This is a genomic window from Burkholderia catarinensis, assembly GCF_001883705.2.
Lineage (GTDB): Bacteria > Pseudomonadota > Gammaproteobacteria > Burkholderiales > Burkholderiaceae > Burkholderia > Burkholderia catarinensis.
Map to the genome: position 1 here is coordinate 65,155 of NZ_MDEQ02000004.1, position 16,292 is coordinate 81,446.

The following is a 16,292-nucleotide window of genomic DNA, read 5'->3' on the forward strand; positions in this document are numbered from 1 at the left end:
GTATTGCAACGATTGTATCTCGTATTGTGAAAAAAGCGAACGCCGTTCGAGGAAGTCCTCGTTTCGCGCACGGCGGGCTTGCGCGCGAAGCGGCGTTGGTCTTGTCGGCCAAACGGCGGATAATGAGAGCCGTTTTCTCGAAGGAGCACGTATGCGAGTCGGTTTGTTCGTGACCTGCCTGGTCGATCTGATGCGCCCGGAAATCGGTTTCTCGGCGCTCAAGCTGATTCGCGACGCCGGCTTCGAGGTGATCGTGCCGCCCGCGCAGACCTGCTGCGGCCAGCCGGCCTACAACTCGGGCGAGCGCGCGCTCGCGCGCGATCTCGCGGAAAAGACGCTGCGCGAGTTCGAGCAGTTCGATTATGTCGTCGCGCCGTCGGGTTCGTGCGGCGGGATGATCCGCGCGCACTACGGCGATCTGTTCCGCGACGATCCCGAGCTGATGGGGCGCTACGCGCGGTTCCAGCAGAAAGTCTACGAACTGACCGATTTCCTCGCGAACGTCGCCAGAGTGTCGCTCACGCCGGGCGAGTTCGCCGGGCCCGTCACCTATCACGACTCGTGCTCGGGCCTGCGCGAACTCGGCGTGAAGGCGCAGCCGCGCGCGCTGCTCGCGCAGCGCGGCATCGCGGTCACCGAGATGAAGGACTGCGAGCACTGCTGCGGCTTCGGCGGCACGTTCGCGATCAAGTACGGCGATATTTCCGCGGCTATCGCGGACGAGAAATGCGCGAACGTGCGCGCATCGGGCGCGGGCACCGTGGTGCTCGGCGATCTCGGCTGCATGCTGAACATCGAAGGGCGGTTGCGCCGCACCGGCGACCGCGACACGCGCGTGCTGCACGTCGCGCAGGTGCTGGCGGGCGACGTCTGACGCCCGGTTCCGCTCACTTTTCCCCCGATACCGCGATGCAAGTCCAATCGATGCATTTCAAGGCGCGCGCCGGCCAGAAGCTGGCCGACCAGCGCCTGCAGCAGAACCTGAAGAAGCTGTCGACGAAGTTCGTGTCCGCGCGCGCCGACGCGATCACCTCGATCGACTTCCCGGCCACGCGCGCCGCGCTCAAGGAGCGCCGCAACCGCGCGCTTGAGAACCTCGACGTGTGGCTCGAAGCGTTCGAGCGCGAGGCGGTGCGACGCGGCACGACGGTGCTGTTCGCCGAAACGACCGAGGACGCCGCGCGGCTCGTGGCCGACATCGCGCGTCGTCACGACGTGAAGAAGGTCATCAAGACCAAGTCGATGGTGTCGGAGGAAATGCGCCTGAACGCGGTGCTCGCGGAGATGGGCGTGCAGTCGATCGAGACGGATCTCGGCGAATACATCCTGCAGATCAACGACAACGAGCCGCCGAGCCACATCATTGCGCCCGTTGTGCACAAGGACAAGGACGAGATCGCCGACCTGTTCGCGCGCACGCACCATCGCGAGCGGCTCACCGAGATTCCGGACATGACGCGCGAGGCGCGCGAGGTGCTGCGGCCGCATTTCATGTCGGCCGACATGGGCGTGACGGGCGGCAACTTCGTGATCGCCGAGACGGGCTCGGTCGCGATCGTGACGAACGAAGGGAACGAGGGGATGTGCACGGTGATGCCGCGCGTGCATGTCGCGGTAACGGGCATCGAGAAGGTGCTGCCGACGCTCGAGGACCTGGCGACCGCGATGCGTCTGTTGCCGCGCTCCGCGACGGGGCAGAAGACGTCGAATTATTTCTCTCTGCTGACCGGGCCGCGCGGGCCGGACGACGAGGACGGCCCCGAGCACAACTACGTGGTGCTCGTCGACGGCGGTCGCACGGGGCTGATCGGCGGCGAGTTCCAGGAGATGCTGCGCTGCATCCGTTGCGGCGCCTGCATGAATCACTGCCCGGTTTACCAGAAGGTCGGCGGCCATGCGTACGGCTGGGTCTACCCGGGGCCGATGGGCGCGGTGCTGACGCCGAGCTACGTCGGGCTCGACCGCGCGCTCGACCTGCCGCAGGCTGCGACGCTATGCGGCGAATGCGACAGCGTGTGCCCGGTCGGGATTCCGTTGTCGCACCTGTTGCGCACGCTGCGCGAGAAGCAGGTCGAGCGGCACCTGCGGCCGTGGCGCGAGCGGGCGGCGCTCGCCGCGTGGGGTTTCTTCGCGCGGCGGCCGATGCTGTACGCGCTGACGACCAAGCTCGCGGTGCGCGTCCTCGAGCGGCTGGGCGGCAACGGCGGCACGCTGCGGCGCCTGCCGATGATGGGCGGCTGGATGGATACGCGCGACATGCCGACGCCGACCGGGCGCACGTTCCGCGAACTGTACGCGGCCTCGCAAAGCCACCTCGGCTGACGACTGTTCATCGGGCGGCAACAGTGCGTTCGCTATTTACATATTTATCTCGATAGATGCGGTCTATAGAATTTGGTCTGTAGTCCCCGGAATTGGGTTTCGGGGTACGAGGTCAACGAGGTCGCATCATGAGAAAGACAATATCGATGTACTGGCCGCTGGCAATCGTCGTCCCGCTGGCCGCGACTGCCTATCTGCACGCGATGGCCGATGCGCCGTCGCGCGGCCCGCTCGCGGTTCACCAGGCGTCTGCGGAACTGGCGCGCACGGTGTCGTTCGGTCTGGTCGGCGACGTGGCGAAGCCGCTGCCGGCGGCATCGGGCAACGTCGTGCTCGCCGCGCCGAAGGCGCTGTAATGCACGGTGCCGTCGCTTTGCGCGGCGGCGCGATTTCGGCCGCCTTTGTATAATGGCGCGCTCTTCCCCCACGCGGCCCGCCGCGGCTTTCCGATAGTGCGATGACCCGTGTTGCGATCTGTTTCGTCTGTCTCGGCAACATCTGCCGTTCGCCTACCGCGGAAGGCGTGATGCGCCACCAGGTCGGCGCGGCCGCGCTGGCGGACCGGATCGCAGTCGATTCGGCCGGCACGGGCGACTGGCACGTGGGCGAGTCGCCCGATACGCGTGCGCAGGCCGCTGCGCGCAGCCGCGGCTACGACCTGTCGGCGCTGCGCGCGCGGCAGGTGAGTCCGGCGGATTTCGAGCGTTTCGACCTGTTGCTCGCGATGGACGAAGCCAATCTCGCCGAACTGCGCCGCCGTTGTCCGCCGCAGCATCGCGACAAGGTGCGCCTGCTGATGGAGTTCGCGCCGGGCTCGACCGAAACCGAAGTGGCCGATCCTTATTTCGGCGGCGCACAGGGCTTCGAGCAGGTGCTCGATCAGGTCGAACGCGCGTGCGCAGGCTTGCTGGAAACGCTCCGGGCCCGCACGGAGCGCTGATCGCGCGGTATTCAGCGGTCTGCGAATACCCTTTCAAAGACGTGGATACTTGACTAAATTCGTCAAATATTTATACTTGACCAAAATCGTCAAGATTGTAGTCCCCTAGACACCATGAGACTCACCACCAAAGGCCGTTTCGCCGTCACGGCGATGATTGACTTGGCACTGCGCCAGGAGCAGGGCCCGGTGACGCTTGCAGGCATCAGCCAGCGCCAGCGGATTTCGCTCTCGTATCTCGAACAGCTGTTCGGCAAGCTGCGCAGGCATGAAATCGTCGAATCCGTGCGCGGCCCGGGCGGCGGCTACAACCTCGCGCGTCGCGCGCAGGACGTCACCGTTGCCGACATCATCATCGCGGTCGATGAACCGCTCGACGCCACGCAGTGCGGCGGCAAAGGCACGTGCGACGGCTCGAAGCAGCCCGACGGCCATTGCATGACGCACGAGCTGTGGTCGACCTTGAACCAGAAGATGGTCGAGTACCTCGATTCGGTGTCGCTGCAGGATCTCGTCGATCAGCAGCGTGCACGCGAGGGCGCCCCCGCGGTGCTGCGCGACCGGCGCACGCCGGAGCCCGCTGCCGCGCCGGCCGAGCCCGTGCGCACGATGCCGCTCGGCCCCAATTCGGTGTTCAACATCGCGAGTTCGTGAGCGCGAAGGCGCCCGCCATACCCCATAACGCACATAGTCCCTGCACAGAATACCCGGAGCGACAGATGACCCAAGAGACTCTCCACCTGCCTATCTATATGGATTACAGCGCGACGACACCGGTCGATCCGCGCGTGGTCGACAAGATGGTGCCGTACCTGCGCGAGCAGTTCGGCAACCCGGCGTCGCGCAGCCATGCCTATGGCTGGGACGCGGAGCGCGCGGTCGAGGAAGCGCGCGAGCAGGTGGCCGCGCTCGTGAACGCGGATCCGCGCGAGATCATCTGGACGTCCGGCGCAACGGAATCGGACAATCTCGCGATCAAGGGTGCCGCAAACTTCTACAAGGGCAAGGGCAAGCACATCATCACGGTGAAGACCGAGCACAAGGCCGTGCTCGACACGTGCCGCGAGCTCGAGCGCGACGGTTTCGAAGTCACCTACCTCGACGTGAAGGATGACGGCCTGATCGACCTCGACGTGTTCAAGGCTGCGCTGCGCCCGGACACGATCCTCGTGTCGGTGATGCACGTGAACAACGAGATCGGCGTGATCCAGGACATCGAGACGATCGGTGAAATCTGTCGCGAGAAGGGCATCGTGTTCCACGTCGACGCCGCGCAGTCGACCGGCAAGGTCGGGATCGATCTCGCGAATCTGAAGGTCGACCTGATGTCGTTCTCGGCGCACAAGACGTACGGCCCGAAGGGCATCGGCGCGCTGTACGTGCGTCGCAAGCCGCGCGTGCGCATCGAAGCGCAGATGCACGGCGGCGGCCACGAGCGCGGCATGCGTTCGGGCACGCTGGCGACGCACCAGATCGTCGGCATGGGCGAAGCGTTCCGCATCGCGCGCGAAGAAATGGCGACCGAGAACGAGCGCGTCCGCATGCTGCGCGACAAGCTGCTGCGCGGCCTGTCGCAGATCGAGGAAACCTACGTGAACGGCGACATGGAGCGCCGTGTCCCGCACAACCTCAACATCAGTTTCAACTTCGTCGAAGGCGAGTCGCTGATCATGGCGATCAAGGACGTCGCGGTGTCGTCGGGTTCCGCGTGCACGTCGGCGTCGCTGGAGCCGTCGTACGTGCTGCGTGCGCTCGGCCGCAACGACGAGCTCGCGCATAGCTCGATCCGCTTCACGGTCGGCCGCTTCACGACGGAGCAGGAAGTCGACTTCGTGGTCAATCTGCTGAACAGCAAGATCGCGAAGCTGCGCGAACTGTCGCCGCTCTGGGAAATGCACCAGGAAGGCATCGATCTGTCGACGATCGAATGGGCCGCACACTAATACCGCATTGAATGCACCCGCGGGCGGATTGGCGCACGCAGACGTAACGAGTCAAGGAGTCTGAGTCATGTCTTACAGCAACAAGGTTCTGGATCACTACGAAAACCCGCGCAACGTCGGTTCGTTCGCGAAGGACGACGACACGGTCGGCACGGGCATGGTCGGCGCGCCGGCTTGCGGCGACGTGATGAAGCTGCAGATCCGCGTCGGCGCGGACGGCGTGATCGAAGATGCGAAGTTCAAGACGTACGGTTGCGGTTCGGCGATCGCGTCGAGCTCGCTCGTGACCGAATGGGTGAAGGGCAAGACGCTCGACGAAGCGCTGTCGATCAAGAACACGCAGATCGCCGAAGAGCTCGCACTGCCGCCGGTGAAGATTCACTGCTCGATCCTCGCAGAAGACGCGATCAAGGCAGCCGTGGCCGACTACAAGAAGCGCCACGACACCCAGGAAGGCGATCAGGCAGCAGCCTGAGCGGCATCGAGCGGCTTGAAGGAACGCGGCGGGCCCCGGTGGCGCGCCGCGGCAAGGACATCATGGCAATTACACTGACCGAAAAAGCAGCACAGCACGTCCAGAAATACCTCGTCCGTCGCGGCAAGGGTGTGGGCCTGCGGCTTGGCGTTCGCACGACCGGGTGCTCGGGGCTCGCGTACAAGCTCGAGTACGTCGACGAGCTGGCTCCCGAGGATCAGGTGTTCGAGAGCCATGGCGTGAAGGTCATCGTCGATCCGAAGAGTCTCGCGTATATCGACGGCACCGAGCTCGATTTTGCACGCGAAGGCCTGAACGAAGGGTTCAAGTTCAACAACCCGAACGTGAAGGACGAGTGCGGCTGCGGCGAATCGTTCCGCGTGTGACGAAGCGGATCTCCGCGCGATGCGGGCAAGAGGCGGCACGGGCCGCCTTTTTAATGTGCGGCGTTTGCCGCGCGACGAACCGGAATTGAACGCGACGATGGTCTCGCTGAAAGACAGCCATTTCGACCTGTTTCACCTGCCGGCGCAATTCGCGCTCGACGATACGGCGCTCGACGCTGCCTATCGGACGGTGCAGACGCAGGTGCATCCGGACCGCTTCGCGGCGGCCGGCGACGCGCAGAAGCGCATCGCGATGCAATGGGCAACCCGCGCGAACGAGGCATACCGCACGCTGCGCGATCCGCTGAAGCGCGCGTCCTATCTGCTGTCGCTGCGCGGCGTCGACATCGGGGCGGAAAACAACACCGCGATGGAGCCTGCGTTCCTGATGCAGCAGATGGAATGGCGCGAGGGCATCGAGGATGCCGCGGCCGCCCGCAACGTCGATGCGCTCGACGCGCTGCTCGCCGAGTTGCGCGACGAGAAGCGCGTGCGTGTCGAGCGCCTCGGCACGCTGCTCGACAGCGGTGCCGATCAGGCGGCCGCCGAGGCCGTGCGCCAGCTGATGTTCATCGAACGGGTCGCGTCGGAAGTGGGCGCGCAGATCGAGCGCCTCGAAACCTAACCGCGTGCCTTGCGGCACGCGCAGCAAACGGGCCAAGCGCCCGAACGAACCAAGATGGCTTTACTGCAAATTTCCGAACCGGGCATGGCGCCGGCGCCGCATCAGCGGCGACTCGCCGTCGGGATCGATCTCGGTACGACGAACTCGCTCGTCGCGGCCGTGCGCAACAGCGTGCCTGAAGTACTGCCGGACGAAGCGGGCCGCGTGCTGCTGCCGTCGGTGGTCCGCTATCTCGAGAAGGGCGGCCGCCGCATCGGCCACGAAGCGAAAGAGCAGGCCGCGACCGATCCGCGCAACACGATCGTATCGGTCAAGCGCTTCATGGGCCGCGGCAAGGCCGAAGTCGAGGGTGGTGCGAACGCGCCGTACGAATTCGTCGATGCGCCGGGCATGGTGCAGATCCGTACCGTCGACGGCGTGAAGAGCCCGGTCGAAGTGTCGGCCGAGATTCTCGCGACGCTGCGCTATCGGGCGGAAGATTCGCTCGGCGACGATCTGGTCGGCGCGGTGATCACGGTGCCCGCGTATTTCGACGAAGCACAACGCCAGGCGACCAAGGATGCCGCGCGCCTCGCGGGCCTCAACGTGCTGCGCCTGCTGAACGAACCGACCGCCGCGGCGATTGCCTACGGGCTCGACAACGCGGCCGAAGGCCTCTATGCGGTGTACGACCTCGGCGGCGGCACGTTCGACCTGTCGATCCTGAAGCTGACGAAGGGTGTGTTCGAAGTGCTGGCCGCGGGCGGCGATTCCGCGCTCGGCGGCGACGACTTCGACCACGCGCTGTTCGGTCATGTGCTCGCGCAGGCCGGTATCGACGCGAAGACGCTCGCGCCCGAGGACGTGCGCCTGCTGCTCGACCGTGTGCGCGTGCTGAAGGAAGCGCTGTCGTCCGCACCGCAGGCGTCGCTCGACGTGACGCTGTCGGGCGGCGCGCACCTCGTGCAGACGATTTCGCACGACACGTTCGCAGCGCTCGTCGAGCCGCTCGTGCAGCGCACGCTCACACCCACGCGCAAGGCGCTGCGCGACGCGCAGGTGACGCCGGCCGACATCAAGGGCGTCGTGCTCGTCGGCGGCGCAACGCGCATGCCGGTGATCCGCGATGCGGTCGCGAAATATTTCGGCCAGCCGCCGCTCGTCAACCTCGATCCGGACCAGGTCGTCGCGCTCGGCGCGGCGATCCAGGCCGACCTGCTGGCGGGCAACCGCGGCACCGGCGACGACTGGCTGCTGCTCGACGTGATTCCGCTGTCGCTCGGTGTCGAGACGATGGGTGGCCTCGTCGAGAAGATCATTCCGCGCAACTCGACGATTCCGATCGCGCGTGCGCAGGAATTCACGACCTTCAAGGACGGCCAGACTGCGATGGCGATCCACGTCGTGCAGGGCGAGCGCGAGCTCGTCGCCGACTGCCGGTCGCTTGCGCGCTTCGAATTGCGCGGCATTCCGCCGATGACGGCCGGCGCCGCGCGCATTCGCGTGACGTATCAGGTCGACGCGGATGGCCTGCTGTCGGTGTTCGCACGCGAACAGCTGTCGGGCGTCGAGGCGTCGGTCGTCGTGAAGCCGTCGTACGGCCTCGCCGACGACGACATCGCGAAGATGCTCGAAGACAGCTTCAAGACCGCCGAGATCGACATGCGCGCACGCGCGCTGCGCGAAGCGCAGGTCGAGGCCGAGCGGATGCTCGAGGCGACGCAGGCCGCGCTGGCGGTCGACGGCGAACTGCTCGATGCGGACGAGCGCACGCAGGTCGACGCGTTCGCCGCGGCGCTGCGCGCGGTCGCGCAAGGCGACGATACGAACGCGATCGAAGCGGCGACCAAGGCGCTGGCCGACGGCACCGACGAATTTGCGGCGCGCCGGATGGACAAGAGCATCAAGCGCGCGCTGTCGGGTCGCCGGCTCGACGAGATCTGAACCCACGAACTGCGCATCGGCCGGCGACGGCCCGCGCGATAATGAACCGTGCGGCGCCTGGCGCCGTACCCTGACTGACGGAACGGACATGCCTCAACTGGTGGTGCTGCCTCACGTCGAACTGTGCCCGGATGGCGCGGTGATCGACGCGACGCCCGGCAAGAGTATCTGCGACAACCTGCTCGACCACGGGATCGAGATCGAGCATGCATGCGAGAAGTCGTGCGCGTGCACGACGTGCCACGTGGTGATCCGCGAAGGCTTCAACGATCTGACGCCGTCCGAGGAGGACGAGGACGATCTGCTGGACAAGGCGTGGGGCCTCGAGCCGACGTCGCGCCTGTCGTGCCAGGCGATCGTGAAGGAAGATTCGGACCTGGTGGTCGAGATTCCGAAGTACTCGATCAACCACGCGAAGGAAAACCACTGACTGGAACCGGAGGCAGGCGATGAAATGGACCGATTCGCGTGAAGTAGCCATTGCGCTGGCGGAGAAGCACCCGGACATCGACCCGCAGCGGATCAATTTCGTCGAGTTGCGCCAGTGGGTGCTCGAACTCGACGGTTTCGACGACGATCCGAAGCACTCCGGCGAGAAGATCCTCGAGGCGATCCAGGCGCACTGGATCGACGAATCGGACTTCGACGACGACGATTGAGCACGGCGTGCGCCGCTATCGCGCATGCGGTTCAAAATGAGAAAACGGCTCGTGAGCGATTGCTCACGAGCCGTTTTCGTTTCCTGGCCTCTTGTCCGCGCCCGATACGCGGGCGCGAGACGATCATGCGATCACGCGCCGACCAGCGTTCCGTTCTCGATCCGCACGCGCTGGCCCTGGCCGAACGGCGGCTGCTGGTTGTGGTACGTGAACGTGCGCGTCGCGCCGCTTTCCATCTGCACTTGCACCTGGTAGTCGGTTTCGGCGCGCACCTGCTTCTCGACCTGGTTGCCGGCAAGTCCGCCGCCCAGCGCGCCGATGATCGTCATCGCGGTGCGGCCGTTACCGTGACCGAACTGGTTGCCCAGCAGCCCGCCCGCGGCGGCGCCGCCGACTGCGCCGATGCCCGAACCCTGGCCCGGCGTGCGGACCGACGTGATCGAGACGACCGTGCCGCAGGTCTGGCAGTAGGCCGGCTGCGCCGAGCCGGACGGCTGCTGCTGCGCATATTGCGGCGGCTGCGGCGCCGGCGTGTGGCGACGGTGCGTCGTCGCCGGACGCGGTGCCGGCTTCGGCTCGGCCTGTGCGATGGCTTTCTGTTGCGCGGCGGCCTGTTCGGCAGCCTGTTGCTGCGCTTGCGCGGCAAGCGCGGCGCTCGCGGCGGCTGCGGTGTCGACCGCCGGCTGCGACGCAATCAGCGCGGCCTGGGTCTGGCCGTTCTGTTCGTTGCTGCTGGTGGCCTTCGGGAACACGCCCGTGATCGCTGCCGTCGCCGCGAGGCTGGCGACGATGACAGCGCCGGCGGCGGTGGCGACGAGCGGGTGGAGGCGTTGCTTTTGCGGCGTGGTCTGATTCTGGTTGTCCATTTTTTCTCTCCGATGTCGATCCGGATCGGCACTGCGGCGCCGGGCCGGATCCCACGCTCGGGATCGATCAGACTTGGCGCTCCTGCGCCTTGTTCTGGTCCCGTGGTCATGCGTGGTGACGCAAACGGAGTGTCGTCCACCGACAAAAAGCACGCCGTATCAAGGTGTAACGAATTGCAGCGGGGCGTCGCCGGTCATTGTCGGGAAAACCCGGGGCACGTCGTCGCGACGAGGGAATAAAACAGGGGAGGATCGAAAGCCGGCGGACGCCGGCTGGCGGGATTTACGCGTCGTTACAAAGCTGATGCGTGCGCGCCACGGGGCGCGGCGCACACGCGGTTGCGGCCGTCAGTCTTCGCGGCGCAGATGGGGGAACAGCAGCACGTCGCGGATCGTCGGGCTGTCGGTCAGCAGCATCACGAGACGGTCGATGCCGATCCCGCAGCCGCCGGTCGGAGGCATCCCGTATTCGAGCGCACGGATGTAGTCGGCGTCGTAGAACATTGCTTCCTCGTCGCCCGCGTCCTTCTGCTCGACCTGCTTCTTGAAGCGCGCGGCCTGGTCTTCCGGATCGTTCAGCTCCGAGAAGCCGTTCGCGATCTCGCGGCCGGTCATGAACAGCTCGAAACGCTCGGTGATGCCCGGCACCGTATCCGATGCGCGTGCGAGCGGCGACACCTCGACCGGGTAGTCGATGATGAACGTCGGTTCCCACAGCTGCGCTTCGGCCGTTTCCTCGAACAGCGCGAGCTGCAGCGCGCCGATGCCTGCGTTCAGGAACGCCGGCTGCGACACGTCGACGCCGAAGCGCTTCAGTTCGGTGCGCACGAACGCGTCGTCCGACAGCTGGCCGTCGGTGTACTGCGGCGCGTACTTCTGGATCGCCTGCGTGATCGTCAGCCGATGGAATGGCTTCGCGAGGTCGAGTTCGCGGCCCTGGTACTGGATCGTCGCGGTGCCGAGCGCATCGATCGCCGCCTGGCGGATCAGTTGCTCGGTGAAGTCCATCAGCCAGCGATAGTCGGTGTACGCGGCGTAGAACTCCATCATCGTGAATTCCGGGTTGTGACGCGGCGACACGCCTTCATTCCGGAAGTTGCGGTTGATCTCGAACACGCGCTCGAAGCCGCCGACGATCAGGCGCTTCAGGTACAGCTCCGGTGCGATGCGCAGGAACATCTGCATGTCGAGCGCATTGTGATGCGTGACGAACGGCTTCGCGGCCGCACCGCCCGGGATCGGGTGCAGCATCGGCGTCTCGACTTCCATGAAGTCGGCCGAATCCATGAACTTGCGGATCGACGCGATCGTCTTGGTCCGGGCGCGGAACGTGTCGCGCGTTTCCGGCGTGACGATCAGGTCGACGTAGCGCTGGCGATAGCGCATTTCCTGGTCGGCGAGCCCGTGGAACTTGTCCGGCATCGGCCGCAGCGCCTTCGACAGCAGGCGCAGCTCCTTGCACTGGACCGACAGCTCGCCCTTGTTGGTGCGGAACAGCACGCCGCGCGCGGCGACGATGTCGCCGAGGTCCCACTTCTTGAATGCGTCGTAGGTTTCGGCGCCGACGTCGTTCGGCGTCACGAAGAACTGGATCTGGCCCGAACCGTCCTGCACCGTCGCGAAGCTCGCCTTGCCCATCACGCGCTTGAGCATCATGCGGCCGGCGACCGACACCTCGACCGGGTTCGCTTCGAGCGCGGCCTTGTCCGAGTCGGCGAATTTCGCCTGCAGATCGGCGGCGTGATGCGTCGGCCGGAAATCGTTCGGGTAGGCGACGCCTTGCTCGCGCAACGCGCGCAGCTTTTCGCGGCGCTCGGCGATGATCTGGTTTTCGTCCGCTGCGACGGCGGGCTGCGTTTGAGTCGGTTCGGTCATGATGGTCGGAATTCGGAGTGGGTGCGGCAACGCAAACGGGAAGGGCAAGGGTGGCGCGACCTGGCCAGGCCGCGCCGCGGCGCTTACACGCCCTGTTTGAGGCTCGCGCTGATGAAGTCGTCGAGGTCGCCGTCGAGGACAGCCCTCGTGTTGCTCATTTCGACGTTCGTGCGCAGGTCCTTCACGCGGCTCTGGTCGAGCACGTACGAACGGATCTGGTGGCCCCAGCCCACATCGGTCTTGCTCGATTCGAGCTTGTCCTGTTCGGCCTGGCGCTTGCGCATCTCGACTTCGTACAGGCGCGATTTCAGCATTGCCATCGCTTCGGCGCGGTTGCGGTGCTGCGAGCGGTCGTTCTGGCACTGCACGACGATACCGGTCGGCATGTGCGTGATCCGTACCGCGGAGTCGGTCTTGTTGATGTGCTGGCCGCCCGCGCCCGATGCGCGGTACGTGTCGATGCGCAGGTCGGCCGGGTTGATCTCGACTTCGATCGAGTCGTCGATTTCCGGATACACGAACACCGACGAGAACGACGTGTGGCGGCCGCCCGACGAGTCGAACGGCGATTTGCGCACGAGGCGGTGGATGCCCGTTTCGGTACGCAGGAAGCCGTATGCGTATTCGCCCGTGACCTTGACCGTCGCGTTCTTGATGCCGGCGACGTCACCGTCGGAGTCTTCGAGCACCTCGGCCTTGAAGCCCTTGCGTTCGCAGTAGCGCAGGTACTGGCGCAGCAGCATCGACGCCCAGTCGCACGCCTCGGTGCCGCCGGCGCCTGCCTGGATGTCGATGAAGCAGTTGTTCGGGTCGGCCGGGTTCGAGAACATCCGGCGGAACTCGATGTCGCCGACGCGTGCCTCGAGCTTCGCGGCGTCGTCTTCCGACGCGACGAGCGTGTCCTCGTCGCCTTCCTCGCGGGCCAGCTCGAACAGGTCGAGCGCGTCGCGCAGGTCGCTATCGAGCGCAGTGAGCGTCATGACGACGCCTTCGAGCAGCTTCTTCTCGCGACCGAGCGCCTGGGCGTTCTTCGAGTCGTTCCAGACGTTCGGGTCTTCGAGTTCCTTGTTGACTTCGGTCAGACGCGCAGCTTTGGCGTCGTAGTCAAAGATACCCCCGAAGCTCGCCCGCGCGATTGCGCAGGTCGAGCAGGGAGCTTTCGATCGCGTTGAGACGTTCCGCTTCCATGATCGTTCGCTTTTCTTGCTTCGTAAAAAAGCGGAATTATAGCCGATCGGCAGGGTTGCCCGGTGACGCAGACGGTGCTCGCACGCGCGCCGGGACCCCGTCCCGCGCGGCGTGCATGCAGGGGCGGGCGTCGCGGGCCGGGCAGCCCGCGCTCAGCCGGTCGCGTGTTCGACGATCAGCTGGATGCGCGTGACGCCGTTCCACGTGTCGGCGACGAGCCGGTACGCGATCAGCGCGCTCTCCGGCAGCGGCTCGGTGTGGTTGAACCAGATCGCATTGAAGCGCTGGCGGCCGCGCGCAAGCTGCAGCTTCAGGTGCTTTTCCTTCACGAGCGACTGCGACACGACGTCGAATTCGCCCGAGAAAAGCGGGGCCGGAAAGCCTTGCCCCCAGACGGCCTCGTCGAGCAACCCGACGAACTGCGGCGTGAAGTAGGCGTCCTCGAGCTCTCCGTCGGTTTCGATCACGCGGGCGAGCGCGTCGTCGGACAGCCATTCGCGCGCGACGGCTTCGAACGCGGCCGCGAAGCGCGGCACGTTTTCGGTGTCGAGCGTGAGGCCGGCCGCCATTGCGTGGCCGCCGAACGCGACGATCAGGTCCGGCTCGCGCTTCGACACGAGGTCGAGCGCGTCGCGCAGGTGGAAGCCGGCGATCGACCGGCCCGAACCCTTGACCCGCCGGCCTTCCTCGTCGGCGTGCGCGAACGTGAACGACGGACGGTGGAATTTCTCCTTCAGCCGCCCGGCGACGATGCCGATCACGCCCTGGTGCCACTCGGGATTGAACAGCGTGATCGTGCACGCGTCGGCCGGGTCGACGTCGGCGAGATCGGCGAGCGCCTGCTGCTGCATGCCGGCCTCGATCTCGCGACGCTCGCGGTTCATCACGTCGAGCTGCTGCGCGAGATCCCACGCGCGGCCGATGTCGTCGGTGATCAGGCACTCGATGCCGAGCGACATGTCGGAGAGCCGCCCGGCGGCGTTGAGCCGCGGGCCGAGGCCGAAACCAAGGTCGAAGCCCGACGCCGTGCGCGCTTCGCGCGCCGCGGCGCGGAACAACGCGGCGATGCCCGGCTGCATGCGGCCGTTGCGGATGCGCTGCAACCCCTGCGCGACCAGCACGCGGTTGTTGCCGTCGAGCCGCACGACGTCGGCGACGGTGCCGAGCGCGACGAGGTCGAGCAGGCCGTCGAGGCGCGGCTCGGCTTCCTTGCTCGCGAATGCGCCGCGGCGGCGCAGCTCGGCGCGCAGCGCGAGCAGCACGTAGAACATCACGCCGACGCCGGCGATGTGCTTGCTCGGGAACCCGCAGCCGGGCTGGTTCGGGTTGACGATCGCACGGGCGGCGGGCAGCGCGTCGCCGGGCAGGTGGTGATCGGTCACGAGCACGTCGATGCCGCGCGCGTTCGCGGCTTCGACGCCCGCGACGCTCGCGATGCCGTTGTCGACGGTGATCAGCAGGTCGGGCTTGCGCGCGGCCGCGAGCTCGACGATCTCGGGCGTGAGGCCGTAGCCGTATTCGAAGCGGTTCGGCACCAGATAGTCGATCTGCGCGCCGAACATCCGCAGGCCGCGCACCGCGACCGCGCACGCGGTCGCGCCGTCGCAGTCGTAGTCGGCGACGACGAGCAGGCGTCGCTTGTCGGCGATCGCGTCGGCGAGCAGCGATGCCGCGTCGGCGCAGCCTTTCAGCTCGGTGGGCGGGACGAGGCGAGCGAGCGCGGTCTCGATGTCGGCGGGGGATTGCACGCCGCGCGACGCGTACAGGCGCGCGAGGACGGGATGCAGGCCGTGACGCGCGAGCACTTCGGCGTCGGCGGACGCGACGGGGCGGGTAACGATCCGAGTCATACGGGGTCTGCTTGTTATTCGAACAGGGAAGCGAGCGCGCGGCGGCGCCAGAATTTGCGCAGGTCGCCGCGCGTCGCGTGCAGCGTCACGGAACTCGTGTCGCCGCACAGCGTGAAATCGGCGCTCGCCAGCTCGCCGTTCTGCAGCGCGGCGAGCGCCGGCGCGAACCAGTCGCGCTCGAGCGCGGCGAGCCCGTCGTGCCAGCGCGCCCAGTCCTGTTCGATGAACGGGGTGGTCAGCGCCGGCAGTTCGACGAGCGTCGCGCCGGCGGCGGCGGGCAGCGCGCCGAACGCGGCCGGCGGCGCACCGGCGTCGATCTGCGCGGCGCGCGCGAGGCCGAGCGCCGCGGGCGACGCGGACAGCACCCGCGCGAACGGCGCGCCGACCGGCTTCAGCGTGCCCTGTGCATGGAACCAGATCGAATTGACGGCCGGCAGGCCGCGCGCTTCGCGGGTTTCGTTGACCGGGTGCTGGAACCACGCCATCTGCACTTCGTTCTGCAGCTTCATCCACATCCGCGAGCGCTCGCCCGTGCGTGCCTCGTGCGGCAGCCAGATCTCGATGTTGCGGCCGCTCGCGCGCAGCGGCGCGGCGCCGGCGAGCCGGGCGAGCTGTTCGCTCGACAGGTACCAGCGCGCCGGGTTCGGCGCTTCGAGCCGCACGCCGAGTTCCTCGATCAGCGGCCGCGCGACCGCGAGCAGCGCGGCCGCGTCGCCGTCGTCGAGCGCGAGGGCCGCCGGATCGACGAGCACCAGGTGATCGTGCGCGATTTCGACGTGTACGGGCTCGACGCACGCCCACGCGTGCGCGCCGGGGTCGCCGCCGTCCGCCAGCAGCATGTAGGGCGCGAGCGGCGCCTCGTCAGCGGCGTTGCCCTGGGTCGCGCCGAACTGGCGGGCCAGCCAGCGCTCGTGCGGCAGCGTGCGCTGGAAGTCCTCGCCGGCCACGCGCTCGACGAGGCTGGCGCGGGCGAGCAACTTTTCGAGCGCGGGGCTGTCCAGCGTGTGCAGGGACGAGGCCGCATCGGCCGCCGACGGCAGCGCGAACGGAACGAGAAAATGGAGGCGTCGGTCGTGCATGATGGTGCGCATTGTATGGCAAACTGCGCGCGTGATCGGGCCGGCCGACGGCCCGTTCGCGTCCGGCGGCCGTTTTTCGACCGCGCCCGGGCCGGTGGTGGCCGCCGGGCGGCGGTCCGGCCGCGGGGCGCCTCCCCGCCGTAACCAGCAGAAAGGATTCG

The 16,292-nt window shown here is 66.9% G+C and carries 17 protein-coding genes; 12 read left to right on the plus strand and 5 right to left on the minus strand.

Annotated features, from left to right (window positions below; genetic code table 11):
* Positions 1–151: 151 nt before the first annotated feature.
* The 12 genes from BFF94_RS07480 to iscX all read left to right on the plus strand — a co-directional run bounded on the left by BFF94_RS07480 (position 152) and on the right by iscX (position 9,273).
* Positions 152–874 carry a (Fe-S)-binding protein gene (locus tag BFF94_RS07480; RefSeq protein WP_128851155.1) on the plus strand — a complete coding sequence of 241 codons (723 nt, stop codon included), beginning with the start codon at positions 152–154 and terminating at the stop codon, positions 872–874.
* A gap of 35 nt (positions 875–909) precedes the next feature.
* A complete protein-coding gene (locus BFF94_RS07485) occupies positions 910–2,322 on the plus strand; it encodes a lactate utilization protein B (protein WP_219139175.1) in 1,413 nt (470 codons plus the stop codon).
* Positions 2,323–2,450: 128 nt separating this feature from the next.
* Positions 2,451–2,678, plus strand: a complete 228-nt coding sequence (locus BFF94_RS07490) for a hypothetical protein (protein ID WP_128851158.1) — start codon at positions 2,451–2,453, stop codon at positions 2,676–2,678.
* 101 nt (positions 2,679–2,779) lie between these two features.
* Positions 2,780–3,262 (plus strand): low molecular weight protein-tyrosine-phosphatase, encoded by a 483-nt coding sequence (locus BFF94_RS07495; protein ID WP_128851161.1) that lies wholly within the window; start codon positions 2,780–2,782, stop codon positions 3,260–3,262.
* Between the two features lie 114 nt (positions 3,263–3,376).
* Positions 3,377–3,916, plus strand: a complete 540-nt coding sequence (gene iscR, locus BFF94_RS07500) for a Fe-S cluster assembly transcriptional regulator IscR (RefSeq protein WP_122945788.1) — start codon at positions 3,377–3,379, stop codon at positions 3,914–3,916.
* A 65-nt stretch (positions 3,917–3,981) separates the two neighbouring features.
* Positions 3,982–5,205, plus strand: coding sequence for an IscS subfamily cysteine desulfurase (locus BFF94_RS07505; protein ID WP_128851164.1), 1,224 nt, complete (start codon positions 3,982–3,984; stop codon positions 5,203–5,205).
* Between the two features lie 67 nt (positions 5,206–5,272).
* Positions 5,273–5,680, plus strand: a complete 408-nt coding sequence (gene iscU, locus BFF94_RS07510; RefSeq protein WP_128851167.1) for a Fe-S cluster assembly scaffold IscU — start codon at positions 5,273–5,275, stop codon at positions 5,678–5,680.
* A 62-nt stretch (positions 5,681–5,742) separates the two neighbouring features.
* The gene (gene iscA, locus BFF94_RS07515) at positions 5,743–6,066 is read left to right on the plus strand and encodes an iron-sulfur cluster assembly protein IscA (RefSeq protein ID WP_014896627.1); all 324 of its coding nucleotides are present in this window, start codon (positions 5,743–5,745) and stop codon (positions 6,064–6,066) included.
* A 97-nt stretch (positions 6,067–6,163) separates the two neighbouring features.
* A complete protein-coding gene (hscB, locus tag BFF94_RS07520; RefSeq protein ID WP_128851170.1) occupies positions 6,164–6,691 on the plus strand; it encodes a Fe-S protein assembly co-chaperone HscB in 528 nt (175 codons plus the stop codon).
* 54 nt (positions 6,692–6,745) lie between these two features.
* Positions 6,746–8,614, plus strand: coding sequence for a Fe-S protein assembly chaperone HscA (gene hscA, locus BFF94_RS07525; RefSeq protein ID WP_128851173.1), 1,869 nt, complete (start codon positions 6,746–6,748; stop codon positions 8,612–8,614).
* An 88-nt stretch (positions 8,615–8,702) separates the two neighbouring features.
* Positions 8,703–9,044, plus strand: coding sequence for an ISC system 2Fe-2S type ferredoxin (gene fdx, locus BFF94_RS07530; RefSeq protein WP_006478392.1), 342 nt, complete (start codon positions 8,703–8,705; stop codon positions 9,042–9,044).
* Between the two features lie 19 nt (positions 9,045–9,063).
* Entirely contained in the window at positions 9,064–9,273 is a 210-nt protein-coding gene (gene iscX, locus BFF94_RS07535) for a Fe-S cluster assembly protein IscX (protein ID WP_128851175.1), read from the plus strand.
* 131 nt (positions 9,274–9,404) lie between these two features.
* Here iscX and BFF94_RS07540 read toward each other — a convergent pair whose 3' ends face one another.
* From BFF94_RS07540 to BFF94_RS07560, 5 genes are all read right to left on the minus strand, one after another.
* Positions 9,405–10,139 (minus strand): glycine zipper 2TM domain-containing protein, encoded by a 735-nt coding sequence (locus BFF94_RS07540; protein ID WP_219139176.1) that lies wholly within the window; start codon positions 10,137–10,139, stop codon positions 9,405–9,407.
* A 348-nt stretch (positions 10,140–10,487) separates the two neighbouring features.
* A complete protein-coding gene (gene lysS / locus BFF94_RS07545) occupies positions 10,488–12,014 on the minus strand; it encodes a lysine--tRNA ligase (RefSeq protein WP_128851180.1) in 1,527 nt (508 codons plus the stop codon).
* A gap of 83 nt (positions 12,015–12,097) precedes the next feature.
* Positions 12,098–13,202 (minus strand): peptide chain release factor 2 gene (prfB, locus tag BFF94_RS07550; protein WP_128851183.1). Its coding sequence is split into 2 segments (ribosomal slippage): positions 12,098–13,120 and positions 13,122–13,202, totalling 1,104 coding nucleotides; the frame shifts between segments, so codons are not numbered across the junction.
* 152 nt (positions 13,203–13,354) lie between these two features.
* A complete protein-coding gene (recJ, locus tag BFF94_RS07555) occupies positions 13,355–15,052 on the minus strand; it encodes a single-stranded-DNA-specific exonuclease RecJ (protein ID WP_128851186.1) in 1,698 nt (565 codons plus the stop codon).
* Positions 15,053–15,066: 14 nt separating this feature from the next.
* Positions 15,067–16,131 carry a regulator gene (locus BFF94_RS07560; RefSeq protein WP_246637247.1) on the minus strand — a complete coding sequence of 355 codons (1,065 nt, stop codon included), beginning with the start codon at positions 16,129–16,131 and terminating at the stop codon, positions 15,067–15,069.
* Positions 16,132–16,292 lie beyond the last annotated feature (161 nt).